The organism is Kluyvera sp. CHPC 1.2972 (assembly GCF_036759925.1).
Lineage (GTDB): Bacteria > Pseudomonadota > Gammaproteobacteria > Enterobacterales > Enterobacteriaceae > Kluyvera.
This window is the reverse complement of the sequence record NZ_JAPKIB010000007.1, coordinates 161,686-178,318: the sequence shown is the minus strand read 5'-3', so window position 1 is coordinate 178,318 and position 16,633 is coordinate 161,686. Positions and strand designations below refer to the sequence as shown.

Genomic DNA, 16,633 nt, shown 5'->3' with positions numbered 1-16,633 from the left:
AAAAACTGATAAAAAAGGTACTGCTAAGAAATTGTGTTTCACTACACGTACAGACTATTTTTCGCGACGCGAATTATCAATCCTTTTCCGCAACGAGAGTGCAGGATTATGACAAAGCGCACATATTTGGTTTCTGTTTGTAACAGAGTGCGTTATTGCAACATTCCCGTGCCAAGCCTTGTCTGGCCTGAGTGAAATGTGAATGAGACCGTTTACATTTAATTTCTGTAACATGCGGGACTAAAAGCGTGGGGATACTTAGAGGTAGAATAATTGCATTAATTCGCTTCGCGAAACTATAAGAGGTCGTATTTTTTCATCCGAAAGTAACATTGTCATCCAGTGAAAGTGATCCCCTAACGACAGGCAAAAAAAAACGCCGCAAGCGCGGCGTTTTTATCAGGGCAAGGAATTAACCTACCCAGGTATCACGCAGACCGACGGTGCGGTTAAAGACCAGCTTCTCAGCGGTGGTATAACGGCTATCGAGGCAGAAGTAACCCTCACGCTCGAACTGGAACGCTTTACCGGCCTCAGCGGCCTGCAGAGACGGCTCAGCATAGCCCTGCTTGATAACCAGTGACTCTGGGTTCATCACCGACAGGAAGTCTTCTGCCGCACCTGGGTTTGGCACGCTGAAGAGACGGTCATACAGACGAATTTCAACCGGCAGCGCATGTGCCGCGCTCACCCAGTGAATCACGCCCTTCACTTTACGGCCATCTGCTGGGTCTTTGCTCAGGGTATCGGCATCGTAGGTACAGAAGATGGTGGTGATATTGCCTTCCGCATCTTTCTCCACGCGCTCTGCTTTCACCACGTAGGCGTTACGCAGACGAACTTCTTTACCCATCACCAGACGCTTGTACTGCTTGTTGGCTTCTTCACGGAAGTCCGCGCGGTCGATCCAGATCTCCGCGCTAAACGGCACTTCACGGCTGCCCATTTCCGGTTTGCTCGGATGGTTAGGCATGGTCACCAGCTCGCTTTCGCCCTGCGGGTAGTTTTCGATAACCAGTTTAACCGGGTCGATAACCGCCATCGCGCGCGGCGCGTTTTCGTTGAGATCTTCACGAATGCAGGATTCCAGGGAAGCCATCTCAATGGTGTTGTCCTGCTTGGTCACGCCGATGCGCTTACAGAACTCACGGATGGACGCGGCGGTGTAACCACGACGACGCAGACCGGAGATGGTCGGCATACGCGGGTCATCCCAGCCTTCTACGTGTTTTTCCATCACCAGCTGATTCAGCTTACGCTTGGACATCACGGTGTATTCCAGATTCAGGCGCGAGAATTCATACTGGCGCGGGTGAACCGGAATCGTGATGTTATCCAGCACCCAATCGTACAGACGACGGTTGTCCTGGAACTCCAGCGTACACAGGGAGTGCGTAATGCCTTCCAGCGCATCGCTGATGCAGTGGGTGAAGTCGTACATCGGGTAGATGCACCACTTGGTACCGGTCTGATGGTGATCGGCAAATTTAATGCGATACAGCACCGGATCGCGCATCACGATAAACGGTGATGCCATGTCGATTTTCGCGCGCAGGCAGGCAGTGCCCTCGGCAAAACCACCGGTACGCATTTTTTCGAACAGCGCCAGGTTCTCTTCTACGCTGCGATCGCGGTACGGGCTGTTTTTGCCCGGCGCGGTCAGCGAGCCGCGGTATTCGCGGATCTGCTCAGGCGTCAGTTCATCGACGTACGCCAGACCTTTGTTGATCAGTTCTACCGCATAGGCATGCAGCTGATCGAAGTAATCAGAGGAGTAGCGAACGTTGCCAGACCAGTGAAAACCTAACCACTCGACGTCGTTTTTGATGGACTCAACGTATTCGATGTCTTCTTTGACTGGGTTGGTGTCATCGAAACGCAGGTTGCACTGGCCCTGATAATCTTGCGCAATTCCGAAGTTCAGGCAGATAGATTTCGCGTGGCCGATGTGCAGATAGCCATTCGGCTCCGGCGGAAAACGAGTATGCACCGTGTTGTGCTTACCGGTAGCCAGATCTTCATCAATGATCTGACGAATAAAGTTAGTCGGGCGGGCTTCAGCCTCACTCATCGTAGATTCCTCAAAGCGTAAACAACGTATAACGGCACATGATCTTATAAGCCGCGCTTCTAGACAACTATTAGTTGCACAAAAAAAGCGATGGAATAACGAATGTGGGGGAATTTGCGGCAAAAAAAAGCGGCGGAGGAACGCCCCCGCCGCTTAAGGCACTTAACTCACTTTACTCAGGAGCAGTTACTTACCTTTAATCTCATACAGTGGCGTTTGACCGGCAACCACATGACCTTCGGCTTTAATCACCAGACCACCGAAATCATCGCTGTTGCTGCAAACAACCGGGCTAATCATGGAGCGCGCATTGGCGTTCAGGAAATCCAGATCCATTTCCAGGATTGGCTCACCCGCTTTCACTTCTGCACCCTCTTCAACCAGACGTTTGAAGCCTTTACCTTCCAGCGCAACAGTATCGATACCCATGTGGACAACGATTTCCGCGCCTTTGTCAGTTTCCAGGCAGAACGCATGGTTGGTGTTGAAGATTTTCACGATGGTGCCCGCAGCTGGGGAAACCACGGTTTTATCCGTTGGTTTTACCGCCACGCCGTCACCGACCGCTTTGCTGGCGAAGGCTTCATCAGGAACCTGCTCCAGCGCAACCACATCACCGGTAATCGGAGAAACCAGGGTTTCTACGGTCGCGGCGTTAGCCACCGCCTGCGGTTTTACCGCCGCCGGTGCTGCTGGTGCTGCGCTTTCCGCTGCTGCTGCGGCAACCGGGCCACGCGCAACTACTTTCTTCATCGCGTCACCGATAGATTCGGCTTTCGCACCCACGATAACCTGGATGGTTTGTTTGTTCAGTTTCACCACACCGGAAGCGCCCAGACGTTTACACATCGCGTCGCTCACCTTCGCGGAGTCGCCTACGGTCAGACGCAGACGGGTAATACAGGCATCAATCGCTTTCAGGTTGTCAGTACCGCCAACCGCGGCAATGTAGTTAGTTGCCAGCTGATTCAGACCTTCTTCGGTGTTGCTGTTCGCTTCTTCCGTCACCACGCTGTCGTCTTTATCTTCACGACCCGGCGTTTTCAGGTTGAACATGCGGATAACTACGCTGAACAGGACGAAGTAGATAACGAAGAACACCAGACCCATGACCACCAGCATCCAGACGTTCTTACTTGCTGCCGGCAGGCTGTACATCAACACGTAGTCGATAGCACCTGCGGAGAAGGAGAAGCCAGCGTGGATACCCAGCAGCGTCGCGATAAACAGGCTCACACCGGTCAGAATCGCGTGCAGGAGGTACAGTAACGGCGCCAGGAACATGAACAGGAATTCCAGCGGCTCGGTAACACCGGTCAGGAACGCGGTGATCGCAACGGACAGCAGCATACCGCCAACCATTGGACGACGCGCTTTCGGTGCTGCGAAGTACATCGCCAGCGCCGCACCCGGCAGACCAAACATCATGATTGGGAAGAAGCCGGACATGAACATACCCGCAGTGCCGTCACCCGCGTAGAAGCGGTTGATGTCACCGTGGAAGACCGCACCGGCCGCGTTGGTGAACTCACCAATCTGGAACCAGGCGATGGTGTTCAGCACCTGATGCAGACCGGTTGGGATCAGCAGACGGTTGATGAAACCAAAGATACCAGAGCCCAGCGCGCCAGCGCCTACGATCCACTCACCACCTGCGTGGATGGCGTTCTGCACCGGTGGCCAGACGTAGCCAAAGATGGCTGCCAGCACCAGACAGAAGAAGCCCGTGGCGATAGGCACAAAGCGTTTGCCGCCGAAGAAGCTCAGGAAGTCAGGCAGTTTGATGCCGGACCAACGGTTGTAGGTCGCCCCTGCAACCAGACCGGTAATGATACCCGCCAGCACACCCATATTAATGGCTGGGTTGATGGTGACCATTGCTTTAGTGAGAACGAAATAACCGACTGCGCCCGCCAGTGCTGCCGCACCCGCACTGTCTTTAGACCAGCTGGATGCCACACCGATGGCGAAAATCAGCGCCAGGTTATCAAAAATGGACCCGCCCGCTTGCGCGATGAAAGGCACGTTCAGTAAATCTGGCTGACCAAATCGCAGCAGCAGCGCCGCGACTGGCAGCACGGCGATAGGGAGCTGTAACGCCCTACCTAACCGCTGGAAAAAACCTAAAATATTCATCTTATTCCCCCTACGAGACCCCGATACGGCTCATTTAAGCCATTTTTTTATTGTGCAAAAAAGCATGACACTGCGATGTCTTGTAAACTTCAACTACGACTCTTCAGGATGGAGAGTGTGTGAAAATTTAATTCGTATCGCAAATTAAACACGTGTTTTTTGTGACTATAGTCACCAAATATTGTTCTCACCACTCCCTTTCACTGGCTAACCACGAAAACTTATTTTATCATTCAAAAAATCAAAACGGATTGCTCCCTGACGATGCAAACAGGTTACGCTTAGAGAGTGCACGGAGATGCCATCCGCCAACTTCTTATATTTTACATTTTGAGGTGAAGAATGAGACTGATTCCTCTCGTTAACGCTGAACAAGTCGGCAAATGGGCTGCCCGCCACATCGTTAACCGCATCAATGCTTTTAAACCTACCGCGGACCGTCCGTTTGTCCTCGGCCTGCCAACCGGCGGTACTCCGCTGGCGACCTATAAAGTTTTAGTTGAAATGCATAAAGCGGGCCAGGTGAGCTTTAAGCACGTCGTCACCTTCAACATGGATGAATACGTTGGTCTGCCAAAAGAACATCCAGAAAGCTACTACAGCTTCATGCATCGCAATTTCTTCGACCATATTGATATCCCAGAAGAAAACATCAACCTGCTGAACGGCAACGCGCCGGATGTTGACGCAGAATGCCGCCGTTATGAAGAAAAAATTCGCTCTTACGGCAAAATTCACCTGTTTATGGGTGGCGTGGGCAACGATGGTCACATCGCGTTCAACGAACCGGCCTCTTCACTGTCTTCCCGTACCCGTATCAAAACGTTGACGCATGAAACCCGCGTCGCGAACTCCCGTTTCTTTGACGGCGACGTTGCTCTGGTACCAAAATACGCGCTTACCGTTGGCGTTGGTACGCTGCTGGACGCTGAAGAAGTGATGATTCTGGTGCAGGGCGCAACAAAAGCGTTGGCGCTGCAGCAAGCGGTTGAAGGTAACGTCAACCACATGTGGACCATCACCTGTTTGCAGCTGCATCCAAAATCACTGATCGTCTGCGATGAACCTTCCACCATGGAGTTGAAGGTCAAGACCCTGAAATATTTCAATGAATTAGAAGCTGAAAATATTAAAGGTCTGTAATGTCTTACCGTCCCGTAGCCTGCTGCGGGACAAAATTTTAGAACACCGGGGGTCGTAATGTATGCATTAACCCATGGCCGAATTTATACCGGCCACGAAATTCTGGATGACCATGCGATTATCGTCGCCAATGGCCTTATTGAACGTATTTGCCCACTGGCCGATGTACCAGCGAACGTCGAACAGCGTTCCGTTAATGGCGCCATTCTCGCCCCTGGTTTTATCGACGTTCAGCTCAACGGCTGCGGCGGCGTGCAGTTTAACGACACCGCTGAAGCAGTTTCCGTTGAAACGCTGGAAATCATGCAGAAAGCCAACGAGAAATCGGGCTGCACCAACTATCTGCCAACGCTTATCACCACCAGCGACGACCTGATGAAACAAGGCGTACGCGTGATGCGTGAATACCTGGCGAAGCATCCTAACCAGGCGCTGGGTCTGCACCTTGAAGGCCCGTGGCTGAATCTGGTGAAAAAAGGCACTCACAACCCAAGCTTCGTGCGTAAACCCGACGCTGAACTGGTGAAGTTCCTCTGCGATAACGCCGACGTAATTACCAAAGTGACCCTGGCACCAGAAATGGTCGCACCGGAAGTTATCACCGCGCTGGCAAATGCCGGTATCGTGGTTTCTGCGGGCCATTCCAACGCCACCGCGCAAGAAGCACGCGTAGGTTTCCGCGCGGGTATCACCTTCGCGACGCACCTGTTTAACGCCATGCCTTATATGTCAGGCCGTGAACCTGGCCTGACCGGCGCTATCCTGGATGCGAACGAAATTTATTGCGGCATCATTGCTGATGGCCTGCACGTGGATTACATCAATATCCGTAACGCCAAACGTCTGAAAGGCGATAAGCTGTGCCTGGTGACCGACGCCACCGCTCCGGCGGGTGCCAATATTGATCAGTTCATTTTTGCCGGTAAAACAATATACTACCGCAATGGACTCTGTGTTGATGAAAACGGCACGCTGAGCGGCTCATCGCTAACGATGATCGAAGGCGTTCGCAATCTGGTGGAACATGCCAATATTGCGCTGGACGAAGTGCTGCGCATGGCAACGCTCTACCCTGCCCGCGCGATTGGCGTTGAGAAACATTTTGGTAGCATCGCGCCTGGCAAGGTCGCCAACCTGACCGCATTCACGCACGATTATAAAATCATCAAGACCATCGTTAATGGCAACGAGGTCGTTACTGAGTAAGAGAAAGTATGACACCAGGCGGACAAGCTCAAATTGGTAATGTTGACCTCGTAAAACAGCTTAACAGCGCGGCCGTATACCGCCTGATTGACCAGCATGGGCCAATCTCGCGTATTCAGATTGCCGAGCAGAGCCAGCTTGCTCCCGCCAGCGTGACCAAAATCACGCGTCAGCTCATTGAGCGCGGATTGATCAAAGAAGTCGATCAGCAGGCCTCCACCGGGGGCCGCCGCGCTATCTCGATTGTCACCGAAACCCGCCATTTCCACGCCATCGGCGTTCGCCTGGGGCGTCACGACACCACCCTCACGCTGTACGATCTGAGCAGTAAAGTGGTTGCTGAAGAGCACTATCCGCTGCCGGAACGCACGCAGGAAACGCTGGAACACGCGCTGCTGAACACTATCGGCACCTTTATTGAATCGTGCCAGCGAAAAATCCGCGAACTGATCGCCATTTCAGTAATTCTACCTGGCCTGGTCGACCCGGAAAGTGGCGTTATTCGCTACATGCCCCATATCCCGGTGGAAAACTGGCATTTGGTCGAAGCGCTGGAAAAACGCTTTAACGTCACCTGCTTTGTCGGCCACGACATCCGCAGCCTGGCGCTGGCAGAGCACTACTTCGGTGCAAGTCAGGACTGTGAAGATTCTATTCTGGTGCGCGTACACCGCGGTACCGGCGCGGGAATCATCTCTAACGGGCGTATTTTTATCGGCCGTAACGGCAACGTCGGGGAAATTGGTCATATTCAGGTCGACCCGCTCGGGGAACGCTGCCACTGCGGTAACTTTGGCTGCCTGGAAACTGTCGCCGCCAACGCCGCCATCGAGCAGCGCGTGCGCCATCTGCTGGAGCAGGGTTACCAGAGCCGCGTCACGCTTGATGATTGTCATATCAAAACCATCTGCAAAGCCGCCAACAAAGGCGATGCGCTGGCCACCGAAGTGATTGAGCACGTGGGCCGTCATCTCGGTAAAACCATCGCTATCGCCATTAACCTGTTTAACCCGCAGAAAGTGGTGATTGCCGGTGAGATCATCGAGGCCGACCGCGTCCTGCTACCCGCTATTGAAGGCTGCATCAACACGCAGGTTTTAAAGGCTTTTCGCAAGAACCTGCCGGTGGTGCGCTCAACCCTTGACCACCGCTCCGCTATTGGCGCTTTTGCGCTGGTTAAGCGCGCGATGCTCAACGGTATCCTGCTGCAACATTTGCTGGAAGGTTAGTCCTAAGAGGCAATGCCGGGGATAACGTGTATAATTACGCCTCTTTAAAAACAAACGCCAGGTAGTCCATGACCATTCAGAATGTAATCTGTGATATTGACGGCGTGCTGATGCACGACAACGTTGCCGTGCCGGGCGCGGCAGAATTCGTCGCACGCGTACTGGATAAAGGTATGCCGTTCCTCTGTCTGACCAATTACCCTTCACAGACGGGTCAGGATTTGGCGAACCGCTTCGCCACCGCAGGCATCGACGTGCCTGATAGCGTGTTTTATACCTCCGCCATGGCAACCGCCGATTTCCTGCGTCGCCAGGAAGGAAAAAAAGCATATGTTGTTGGCGAAGGCGCATTGATCCACGAGCTCTATAAAGCCGGATTCACCATTACTGACGTTAACCCGGACTTCGTTATTGTGGGTGAAACGCGCTCCTTTAACTGGGAAATGATGCACAAGGCGGCATTCTTCGTGGCCAATGGCGCACGCTTCATCGCGACCAACCCAGATACGCATGGCCGCGGCTATTACCCAGCCTGTGGCGCACTGTGCGCCGGCATCGAAAAAATCTCGGGCCGTAAGCCGTTTGTCGTTGGCAAGCCAAGCCCATGGATCATCCGTGCCGCGCTTAACAAAATGCAGGCGCATTCAGAGCAGACGGTGATCGTCGGCGATAATCTTCGCACCGATATTCTGGCCGGCTTCCAGGCAGGCCTGGAGACGATTCTGGTCCTCTCTGGCGTCTCCACCGTTGATGACATCGACAATATGCCGTTCCGTCCGTCGTGGATTTATCCGTCCGTTGCGGAAATTGACATGATCTAACGGTTCACGCCGTGACGTTGTTCACAACCCATTGTTAACTCTAACAGTGAAACCGATGCCTTCCTGGGCATCGGTCTGAATCATCCCGCCCATTCGCGTTTTATAGTGGCTCGTCAGCTAGCGCATCTGCCCACTGAGCCCACATCCAATCTCTAAAAACTCAACTCTGACGCCTCCGGGATTCAGACGGCCGATGCAATGGAGAAAAACATGCTTAGCCGTCGTCAATTCCTTGCCGCCAGCGCCGCCCTACCGCTTGCCTGCGCGCTACGCCCGGCGTTTGCCGCGCTGCCCTCACCGCTCATGATTGATTCCCACGTGCACGTCTGGAAAACCGACCCGCGCTATCCCTACGCTAAGGATCGCAAAGCGCCCCCGCAGGATTTTACCGCCGAAATGCTGCTCTCGCTGATGGCCGCAAACGGCGTTGCGCGCACGGTGATCGTGCAGGTCATTCACTACCGTTGGGATAATCGTTACCTGGCCGACGTTCTGCGACAGTATCCGGATAAATTTCAGGGTATCTGCCGCGTTAACCCGGAAGACCCGGCTGCGCCGGAACATCTGGCCCGCCTGACCACCGACGAGGGTTTTCGCGGCGTCAGGTTGAGCCCTTCTGATAAAGCTGACGGCGACTGGATTCGTGGGCCGTTAATGAAACCCCTCTGGAGACAGGCCGCAGACCTGAAAGTACCGATGACCATTCTGGCCGCCCCCAGCCGAATGCCCGACCTTATTCCCTGGATTGAGCAAAACCCAGAGCTGACGGTGGTTATTGATCACATGGCAGATTCGCCGCTGAATCATCCCGACGAGCTAAACAAGCTGCTTGCGCTGGCGCGCTATCCACAGGTCTACGTCAAAATTTCGCATATGTGGTCGCTCTCCCAGCAGCCTTATCCCTACCCGGATGCCGCGCAGCAGGTTAAACAGGTGTTTGATGCCTTTGGGCCACAGCGCCTGATGTGGGGCACCGACTGGCCAATCTGTCTGAATAAACTGAGCTATGCGCAAGCGGTCGCGCTCTACCGCGATCACCTGGCGTGGTTAACCCCCAAAGACCGCGAGCAAATTCTCTACAAAACGGTCCAGCAGATCTGGCCTTTCGGCATTGCCTGACCCTACCCCGTGCAGATTTTGCATCTGCACGGGGTCTGAAATAGGTTCTCACTATTCACCAACCGGTAAAAAAGAAGATTATTTAAAAATAACGCTTAAAAAATGATGATTCATCAATAATAGAAGAATAGACATACGTATTTTTTAGTATTCCATAACCCTCATTGCATTTTTTCTTGCAGAGGCGGAAAAAGCCTTGCGCCGGCACCGCCTTTACGGCATTTTTTTAGTTATGCAAAGGCACCGCGATAACGCAGCGCCACACAATTAAACAGCACAACGCCACAGGGTTAACGGAGAAGTCTATGTGTTCTATTTTCGGTGTACTGGATATTAAAACTGACGCGGGCGAGCTGCGTAAAAAGGCGCTTGAGCTCTCCCGCCTGATGCGCCATCGTGGCCCGGACTGGTCCGGGATCTACGCGAGCGATAAAGCGATTCTCGCGCATGAACGCTTGTCGATTGTTGACGTCAACGCCGGTGCCCAGCCGCTGTATAACGAAAAGAAAACGCACGCTCTGGCCGTCAACGGTGAAATCTACAACCATCAGGCGCTGCGCGCTGAATACGGCGACCGCTACCAGTTCCAGACCGGTTCTGACTGCGAAGTTATCCTCGCGCTGTATCAGGAAAAAGGTCCTGAATTCCTCGACGACCTGCAGGGGATGTTCGCCTTTGCACTGTACGACAGCGAAAAAGACGCCTACCTGATTGGCCGCGATCATATCGGTATTATCCCGCTGTATATGGGCCACGACGAATTCGGCAACTTCTACGTTGCTTCTGAAATGAAAGCGCTGACCCCGGTTTGCCGCACCATCCAGGAGTTCCCAGCCGGGAGCTATCTGTGGAGCAAAGATGGCGAAATTCGTCAGTACTACCAGCGTGACTGGTTCGACTACGATGCGGTTAAAGATAACGTGACCGACAAGAACGAACTGCGTCAGGCGCTGGAAGAGTCGGTGAAAAGCCACCTGATGTCAGACGTGCCTTACGGCGTGCTGCTCTCCGGCGGCCTGGATTCTTCGGTTATCTCCGCGATCACCAAGAAATTCGCCGCTCGCCGCGTTGAAGATCAGGAACGTTCAGAAGCCTGGTGGCCGCAGCTTCACTCCTTCGCCGTTGGCCTGGAAGGGTCTCCTGACCTGAAAGCCGCGCAGGAAGTGGCAAACCACCTAGGTACCGTGCACCATGAAATTCACTTCACCGTGCAGGAAGGTCTGGATGCGATTCGCGACGTTATTTACCACATCGAAACCTACGATGTGACCACGATTCGCGCCTCTACGCCGATGTACCTGATGTCACGTAAAATCAAAGCGATGGGCATCAAAATGGTGCTGTCCGGCGAAGGTTCTGATGAAGTGTTTGGTGGCTATCTGTACTTCCATAAAGCGCCAAACGCTAAAGAACTGCACGAAGAGACCGTACGTAAGCTGCAGGCGCTGCATATGTACGACTGTGCCCGCGCTAACAAAGCGATGTCAGCCTGGGGCGTGGAAGCGCGCGTGCCATTCCTGGATAAAAAATTCCTCGACGTGGCAATGCGCATCAACCCACAGGACAAAATGTGCGGCAACGGAAAGATGGAAAAACACGTGCTGCGTGAGTGTTTTGAATCTTACCTGCCAGCAAGCGTAGCATGGCGCCAGAAAGAGCAGTTCTCCGACGGTGTAGGCTATAGCTGGATTGATACGCTGAAAGAAGTCGCGGCAAAACAGGTAACCGATCAGCAACTGGAAACCGCGCACTTCCGCTTCCCGTACAACACGCCGACATCTAAAGAAGGCTATCTGTACCGTGAAATCTTTGAAGAGCTGTTCCCGGTGCCAAGCGCTGCGGAATGCGTCCCTGGCGGCCCGTCCGTTGCGTGCTCTTCCGCGAAAGCGATTGAGTGGGATGAAGCATTCAAAACCATGGACGATCCGTCTGGTCGCGCGGTAGGCGTGCACCAGTCTGCTTACAAGTAAGCGTGGCGGTGAGATAGAAAAAAGCCCCTGATGGAGACATCGGGGGCTTTTTGTTTGGTGAGGTACAGAGGGTTAGGGTGAGGGGAAAACCTACTCCCCGCGCCCTTTCTTCGCCGCCAGCGATCGCAGCAGCACGCCCAGCGTCGTCCCATTATGCAGCATGGCGCTAGCACCCGGCGACAGCCAGCCTAGCGCCGCCGCCAGCATAATGGCGCTGTTTATCCACTCGGTCAGCTTAATGTTGCTGTTCACCAGCTTCATCGCCTCCAGCGAAAGTTGACGCGCGGTGATAACGCCATACAAACTGTCCTGCAACAGCACGGCATCCGCCGCCTGCTGCGCCAGTTCGGTACTTTGGTTCATCGCAAGACCCACGTCTGCCTGCGTCAACACCGGCGCATCGTTGATACCATCACCCACGAACATCACCTTGTGCCCCGCCTCCTGCAGCGCTTTCACTACTTCGACCTTACTCTCCGGCGTGGCTTCGGCAACGTAGCGATCGATGCCTACACGCTCCGCCAGCTGGCAGGCCTTCTCGGCGCGATCGCCGGTCAGCAACACCACCTGACGAATGCCGGATGCTTTAAGTTGCTCAATCACCTCAGAGGCTTCATCGCGCAGATGATCCTGCAGACCGATCATCCCCACCAGCTGATTATCAAAGCCGATAAACAGCAGATGTCGTCCCTGCGCCGCCAGTTCGTCGATTTCCGCTTCATACGGCGTGAAATCGATGTCGTAGTGACAATCCAGGAAGTGACGACTGCCGATCACCAGTTGATGCTCTTCCAGTGCGCAAAGCAGACCGTGAGCAATGACATACTCCACTTCGCCGTGCGCAATATGCGGCAGTTCGTGGTGCTCTGCCGCCGCCACGACCGCGTGCGCCAGCGGGTGATTACTATGCTCTTCCACCGAGGCGGCGATCGCCAGCAGACGTTTAGCCTGCACCAGCTGGTCGTTGAAGCTGATGACGTCTGTCACCTGCATCTCGTCGTGAGTCAGGGTGCCGGTTTTATCGAACACCACCGTATCGACTTCAGCCAGCTTCTCAATCGCTCGCCCGCCCTTCAGCAGCAGACCGTTCTGCGCGGCCCGATACATAATCGATTTAAAGGCGATTGGCGTACTGAGCTTCAGCGCGCAGGAGTAGTCAACGAGGAATACCGAAGCCAGACGCTCCCAACTGCGGGTCATGGCAAACACCGCCGCGCCCACCCCAAGCGTGATACCAACGCGACGGTCGGCCATGGCCTGCGTAACCTGCTGGGTTTCACTACGCTGGGTCAGCGAGTCGCGGATAAAGCGGCGAATATGCGCCGTCGAGGAAGACTCGCCCACCTGCTCGGCGGTAATCGCCACGTTGCCGTCCTGGATTTGCGTTCCCGCATAAACCCAGGAACCCGGCTCACGACGCACCGGCACGCTTTCTCCGGTCATTGACGCCTGGTTGACCTGAGCAACACCACGCAGCACCGTACCGTCGGCCGGGATATTATCCCCCGGGCCGAGTAGCATTACGTCCCCCGCCACCAGCTCGCTGCTGTTGATCTCCACGCTTTCGCCATCGCGCTCAACCCAGACCGGGTGCTCACGAGGCTGCATCAGATCGGCCAGCAGCGCGTCGGAGTGACGGCTGGTCTCCTGCTCCATATACTCGCCGAGCGTCAGCAGCGACTGCGTCAGCATAGCGGTACGGTTATCGCCGCGCAGCATCGACAGGCTCAGCGCCAGCGCATCCAGCACTTCCACCTTCAACTGCCTCTGGCTCAGGGTATGCGCCCCTTCCAGGATAGTCGGCGCGGTCAGCAGCGCCGCCGGCAAACGCGCCCAGCGGGGCGGCAGCACCTGAGTCAGCGCCAACCCTGCGAGGTTAAGGAGGTTATCACCACCGCAGTATTCGGTTTCGAATTCGCCATCTTCCGCCGCTTGCCAGTTCAGCGCTTCCACCGCTGCCATAATGGCAGCAAGTGAAGTCCGGGTGCGATCCCACTGGATCACCGCGCTGCGCGCCGACGGGCGAATACGCACACCGCTTACGCCGGGAAGCGTCAGGATCTGCTGTTTCAGCCACCCGGCAGCATCAGGGTAGTCACCGAGCGCCGCAATACGCAGGCGCACGCGTCCGGGGATCTGGTGAACGACGGTAACCCGTTCGCCTACCGCACTCACTCGATCTCATCCTTATTCTGGCTACGGTAGTAGTCCAGTTCTGCCTGCAGGTCGGCAATACGCTCTTTCATCTCTTCCATTTCGCCGCGCACGGTACCCCAGGCTTTACTCGCCGTGTTGGTGATCCCCTGTTGTACGTTACGGTTGGTCAGAAGGTAGGTGATTGCGGCACCAGCCACCAGCCCGGTTAGCAGGTGGGTGCGGCTATTGGTTGCCGCAGGCGCCTGTACCGGCATTGCTGCGGGGTTAGGTTCCCACGCGCCGGTCCACGGGTTGTACAGGTATTCAGGCTGATTCATCGTTTCCTCGCTTAGCTATCGCATCCATAAGATAAAGAGAAGCGGCACCCACCCCGATAAGGGTCAGCACGGACTGCAGCGGACGCGTCTTATTGGCATCCGCTATCGCCATCACCGTTCCGCTAATAAGGCTGGCCTTCGCCGTCGCCTTCATTACCGTACAGGCCGCTTCATTCAGCGTTTGTTCATTTTGCTGGTAGCGCTGCCATTCACGCGCGCAGGCAGCGCTTCCCCCGACCAGCGCGCCGGCAATGGCGGCGCGGCCTACTCGGTTTTGTCTGTCACGGCTGTTGTTCATCCGCTACGCCCTCATCATCGAACGGTACAGCGCCCGGCTGGCGATGGCGCTCTACGGACTCCTGAAAGCCCTCTTTACCCGCTTTCATGGTGTCGCGAAAAATAGCCGCGCTGGAGGTTGCCGTATCTTTGATGGCTTCAGAGCTATTCTTCACGCCGTCTTTGACTTTGCTGGAACCGGCTTTAAGCATGTCGCCCGCACCCGCCAGCGTTTGCATCAGCATGCCGCGTACGGAATCGTTGGTCAGCAGCAGCGTCACCGCCGCGCCAACCATCGCACCTTTCCAGAACTCTTTGTCGTCCATGCCGACGGTGCTGATGATATTTTTCAGCAGGCCAGCCTGGTCGCCCATTGCGCCGTCAACCACGTGTTGAGCGTACTGACTCCAGTCCACGCCCTGCTGCGCGGCAGCGTGGTGGTGATGATGGTGATGCGGATGAGCAAACTGCGGTGGTACCGCGCCCTGAGGTGCCGGTGGGAACCCCATAGGCGGGAACCCCATCGCCATTTGCGGTGGCATCTGCATTTGCGGCTGTGGTGGCATCTGTGGCTGAGGAGGCATCTGCCCGTTCTGCGGCCATGCCATTCCCTGCGGCATTGGCGGGTACGGATACCACGGGTAGCCGTATGGCGGATAGTAACCGGCCGGTGGAACTTGCTGTGCGTTGTTGTCATTGGTGCTCATGATGACTGTCCTTTTTCATTTAGTGAGAGGGGCTAAGAATGGCGGCTAGCTGCGCCAGCGCGTGCTGGGCCTGCTCACCATCCTGACCAAACAGCTGGTTGAGGATTTGCGGGCGAATCGCGGCAGCATCGTACTCAAGGACGATAGAGCCGGTTTCGCTATTGATCTGATAACGCCGGAGGTACCCTTCAGGAGAGCAATAAGCATCAAGCTGCCTGAGCTTCCCCTGACTAAGGCTGGCTACGAGCTTGCTGGAAAACCGCAGGCGTAAGCGCCCAGGAATATGGTGTGCCACTTCAACAAAGCGGCGCAAAGTGAGTAAGTCGCCCAAAGATTCGACAGGCATATCATTTAATACCCTGATATTTATAGGTGGCATTAATGAAATCACAGATAGAAAACGTCAGATAGCGCTAATCGCCCTTCTCTTGCGATGTGTCAAAGGGAAGCAGCCGATTCTTTTTTGCGCTGCGTGCGGTGAAGGCTGGACATGGGTGGAATGCAAATATAAATTACTCTCATTACCACTATATAAGTAAAAATGAGGCGGCTATGACTCCTTACCTGCACCAGACCCCCAATCGCATCCGCATCCGCTCCAGCTGGATCCAACGCCATCCGCATGAAGTCGAGAAGCTGATTGAACAACTCCGCACCCGCGACGGTATTAAAGAGGTGATTCACCGCTTATATGCCGGTTCCGTGGCGGTGAGCTTCGATCCCGCCCGTATTTCTGCCTCAACCCTGCTCAATGAGCTGGAACAGGCGCAATGGCTTAGCAGCCAGAAAGATAAAAGCTATATCGAGAACACCCTGCGCGTGGGGGCCAGCCATTTATTAAAAACGCTGGCTTTCGGTGCACTTAAGCGTACAGTCGGTGGCCCAGTGGTTTCACTTGTTAGCGTTTTAACGCGATAGCCTTACAGTGAATCCGGATGTATTGATGGCATGATTTAACGCGAAATAACCAATAATTGCCGAATAATGCGCCAGGCTGTTCACAACCCAACCAAACAGTCACATTCCGGTGAATTTCATTGAAAAAGGTGTTGACGGTATTGGGCTCAATACGCATAATGCGCCCCGCAACGCCGATAAGGTAACGCGAAAAAAAAGATGGCTACGTAGCTCAGTTGGTTAGAGCACATCACTCATAATGATGGGGTCACAGGTTCGAATCCCGTCGTAGCCACCATCTTTTTTTGCGGGAGTGGCGAAATTGGTAGACGCACCAGATTTAGGTTCTGGCGCCGCAAGGTGTGCGAGTTCAAGTCTCGCCTCCCGCACCATTCACCAATAAGCGTTGCACGGATGGGGTATCGCCAAGCGGTAAGGCACCGGTTTTTGATACCGGCATTCCCTGGTTCGAATCCAGGTACCCCAGCCATATTTTCTTCGATATTTGCGGATAGCCGCGACGGTATTGGGGTATCGCCAAGCGGTAAGGCACCGGTTTTTGATACCGGCATTCCCTGGTTCGG

14 protein-coding genes and 4 tRNA genes (1 of these 18 cut by a window edge) are annotated in these 16,633 nt (G+C 54.7%); 11 read left to right on the top strand and 7 right to left on the bottom strand.

What is annotated here, in order from left to right; all coding sequences use genetic code 11:
* Positions 1–412 precede the first annotated feature (412 nt).
* Both glnS and nagE read right to left on the bottom strand, forming a co-directional pair.
* Entirely contained in the window at positions 413–2,071 is a 1,659-nt protein-coding gene (gene glnS, locus V6944_RS13630; protein ID WP_185669356.1) for a glutamine--tRNA ligase, read from the bottom strand.
* 186 nt (positions 2,072–2,257) lie between these two features.
* Entirely contained in the window at positions 2,258–4,207 is a 1,950-nt protein-coding gene (gene nagE, locus V6944_RS13625; RefSeq protein ID WP_333499344.1) for a PTS N-acetyl glucosamine transporter subunit IIABC, read from the bottom strand.
* A gap of 342 nt (positions 4,208–4,549) precedes the next feature.
* Between nagE and nagB the strand changes: the two genes are divergently transcribed.
* The 6 genes from nagB (at position 4,550) to asnB (ending at position 11,695) form a co-directional block, all read left to right on the top strand.
* Entirely contained in the window at positions 4,550–5,350 is an 801-nt protein-coding gene (gene nagB, locus V6944_RS13620) for a glucosamine-6-phosphate deaminase (protein WP_185669358.1), read from the top strand.
* Between the two features lie 57 nt (positions 5,351–5,407).
* Positions 5,408–6,556, top strand: coding sequence for an N-acetylglucosamine-6-phosphate deacetylase (gene nagA, locus V6944_RS13615; protein ID WP_185669359.1), 1,149 nt, complete (start codon positions 5,408–5,410; stop codon positions 6,554–6,556).
* Between the two features lie 8 nt (positions 6,557–6,564).
* Positions 6,565–7,785 carry a DNA-binding transcriptional regulator NagC gene (gene nagC, locus V6944_RS13610; RefSeq protein ID WP_333499343.1) on the top strand — a complete coding sequence of 407 codons (1,221 nt, stop codon included), beginning with the start codon at positions 6,565–6,567 and terminating at the stop codon, positions 7,783–7,785.
* 68 nt (positions 7,786–7,853) lie between these two features.
* Positions 7,854–8,606, top strand: a complete 753-nt coding sequence (locus V6944_RS13605; RefSeq protein WP_333013146.1) for an HAD-IIA family hydrolase — start codon at positions 7,854–7,856, stop codon at positions 8,604–8,606.
* Between the two features lie 210 nt (positions 8,607–8,816).
* On the top strand, positions 8,817–9,725 hold the full coding sequence (locus V6944_RS13600) for an amidohydrolase family protein (protein ID WP_333499342.1): 909 nt from the start codon (positions 8,817–8,819) through the stop codon (positions 9,723–9,725).
* Between the two features lie 305 nt (positions 9,726–10,030).
* Positions 10,031–11,695 (top strand): asparagine synthase B, encoded by a 1,665-nt coding sequence (gene asnB, locus V6944_RS13595; RefSeq protein ID WP_333495031.1) that lies wholly within the window; start codon positions 10,031–10,033, stop codon positions 11,693–11,695.
* A 90-nt stretch (positions 11,696–11,785) separates the two neighbouring features.
* Here the strand turns inward: asnB and V6944_RS13590 are convergent, their stop codons facing one another.
* From V6944_RS13590 to V6944_RS13570, 5 genes are read right to left on the bottom strand one after another with little or no spacing between them, the layout of a single operon-like run.
* Positions 11,786–13,870, bottom strand: coding sequence for a heavy metal translocating P-type ATPase (locus V6944_RS13590; protein ID WP_333499341.1), 2,085 nt, complete (start codon positions 13,868–13,870; stop codon positions 11,786–11,788).
* The gene (locus tag V6944_RS13585; RefSeq protein ID WP_333499340.1) at positions 13,867–14,169 is read right to left on the bottom strand and encodes a YtxH domain-containing protein; all 303 of its coding nucleotides are present in this window, start codon (positions 14,167–14,169) and stop codon (positions 13,867–13,869) included. The genes V6944_RS13590 and V6944_RS13585 overlap by 4 nt, the downstream gene beginning before the upstream one ends.
* Positions 14,156–14,467 carry a hypothetical protein gene (locus tag V6944_RS13580; protein WP_123650119.1) on the bottom strand — a complete coding sequence of 104 codons (312 nt, stop codon included), beginning with the start codon at positions 14,465–14,467 and terminating at the stop codon, positions 14,156–14,158. Before V6944_RS13580 ends, V6944_RS13585 begins: the two co-directional genes overlap by 14 nt.
* Positions 14,451–15,152 (bottom strand): YtxH domain-containing protein, encoded by a 702-nt coding sequence (locus tag V6944_RS13575; RefSeq protein ID WP_185669364.1) that lies wholly within the window; start codon positions 15,150–15,152, stop codon positions 14,451–14,453. Before V6944_RS13575 ends, V6944_RS13580 begins: the two co-directional genes overlap by 17 nt.
* 19 nt (positions 15,153–15,171) lie before the next feature.
* Positions 15,172–15,498, bottom strand: a complete 327-nt coding sequence (locus V6944_RS13570) for an HMA2 domain-containing protein (RefSeq protein WP_333499339.1) — start codon at positions 15,496–15,498, stop codon at positions 15,172–15,174.
* Between the two features lie 206 nt (positions 15,499–15,704).
* Between V6944_RS13570 and V6944_RS13565 the strand changes: the two genes are divergently transcribed.
* The 5 genes from V6944_RS13565 to V6944_RS13545 form a co-directional block, all read left to right on the top strand.
* Entirely contained in the window at positions 15,705–16,070 is a 366-nt protein-coding gene (locus V6944_RS13565) for a hypothetical protein (RefSeq protein ID WP_202216233.1), read from the top strand.
* Positions 16,071–16,270: 200 nt separating this feature from the next.
* A tRNA-Met gene (locus tag V6944_RS13560) sits at positions 16,271–16,347 on the top strand.
* Between the two features lie 9 nt (positions 16,348–16,356).
* A tRNA-Leu gene (locus V6944_RS13555) sits at positions 16,357–16,441 on the top strand.
* Between the two features lie 23 nt (positions 16,442–16,464).
* Positions 16,465–16,539, top strand: a tRNA-Gln gene (locus tag V6944_RS13550).
* Between the two features lie 37 nt (positions 16,540–16,576).
* Positions 16,577–16,633 (top strand) — tRNA-Gln (locus V6944_RS13545) (it continues 118 nt past the right edge of the window).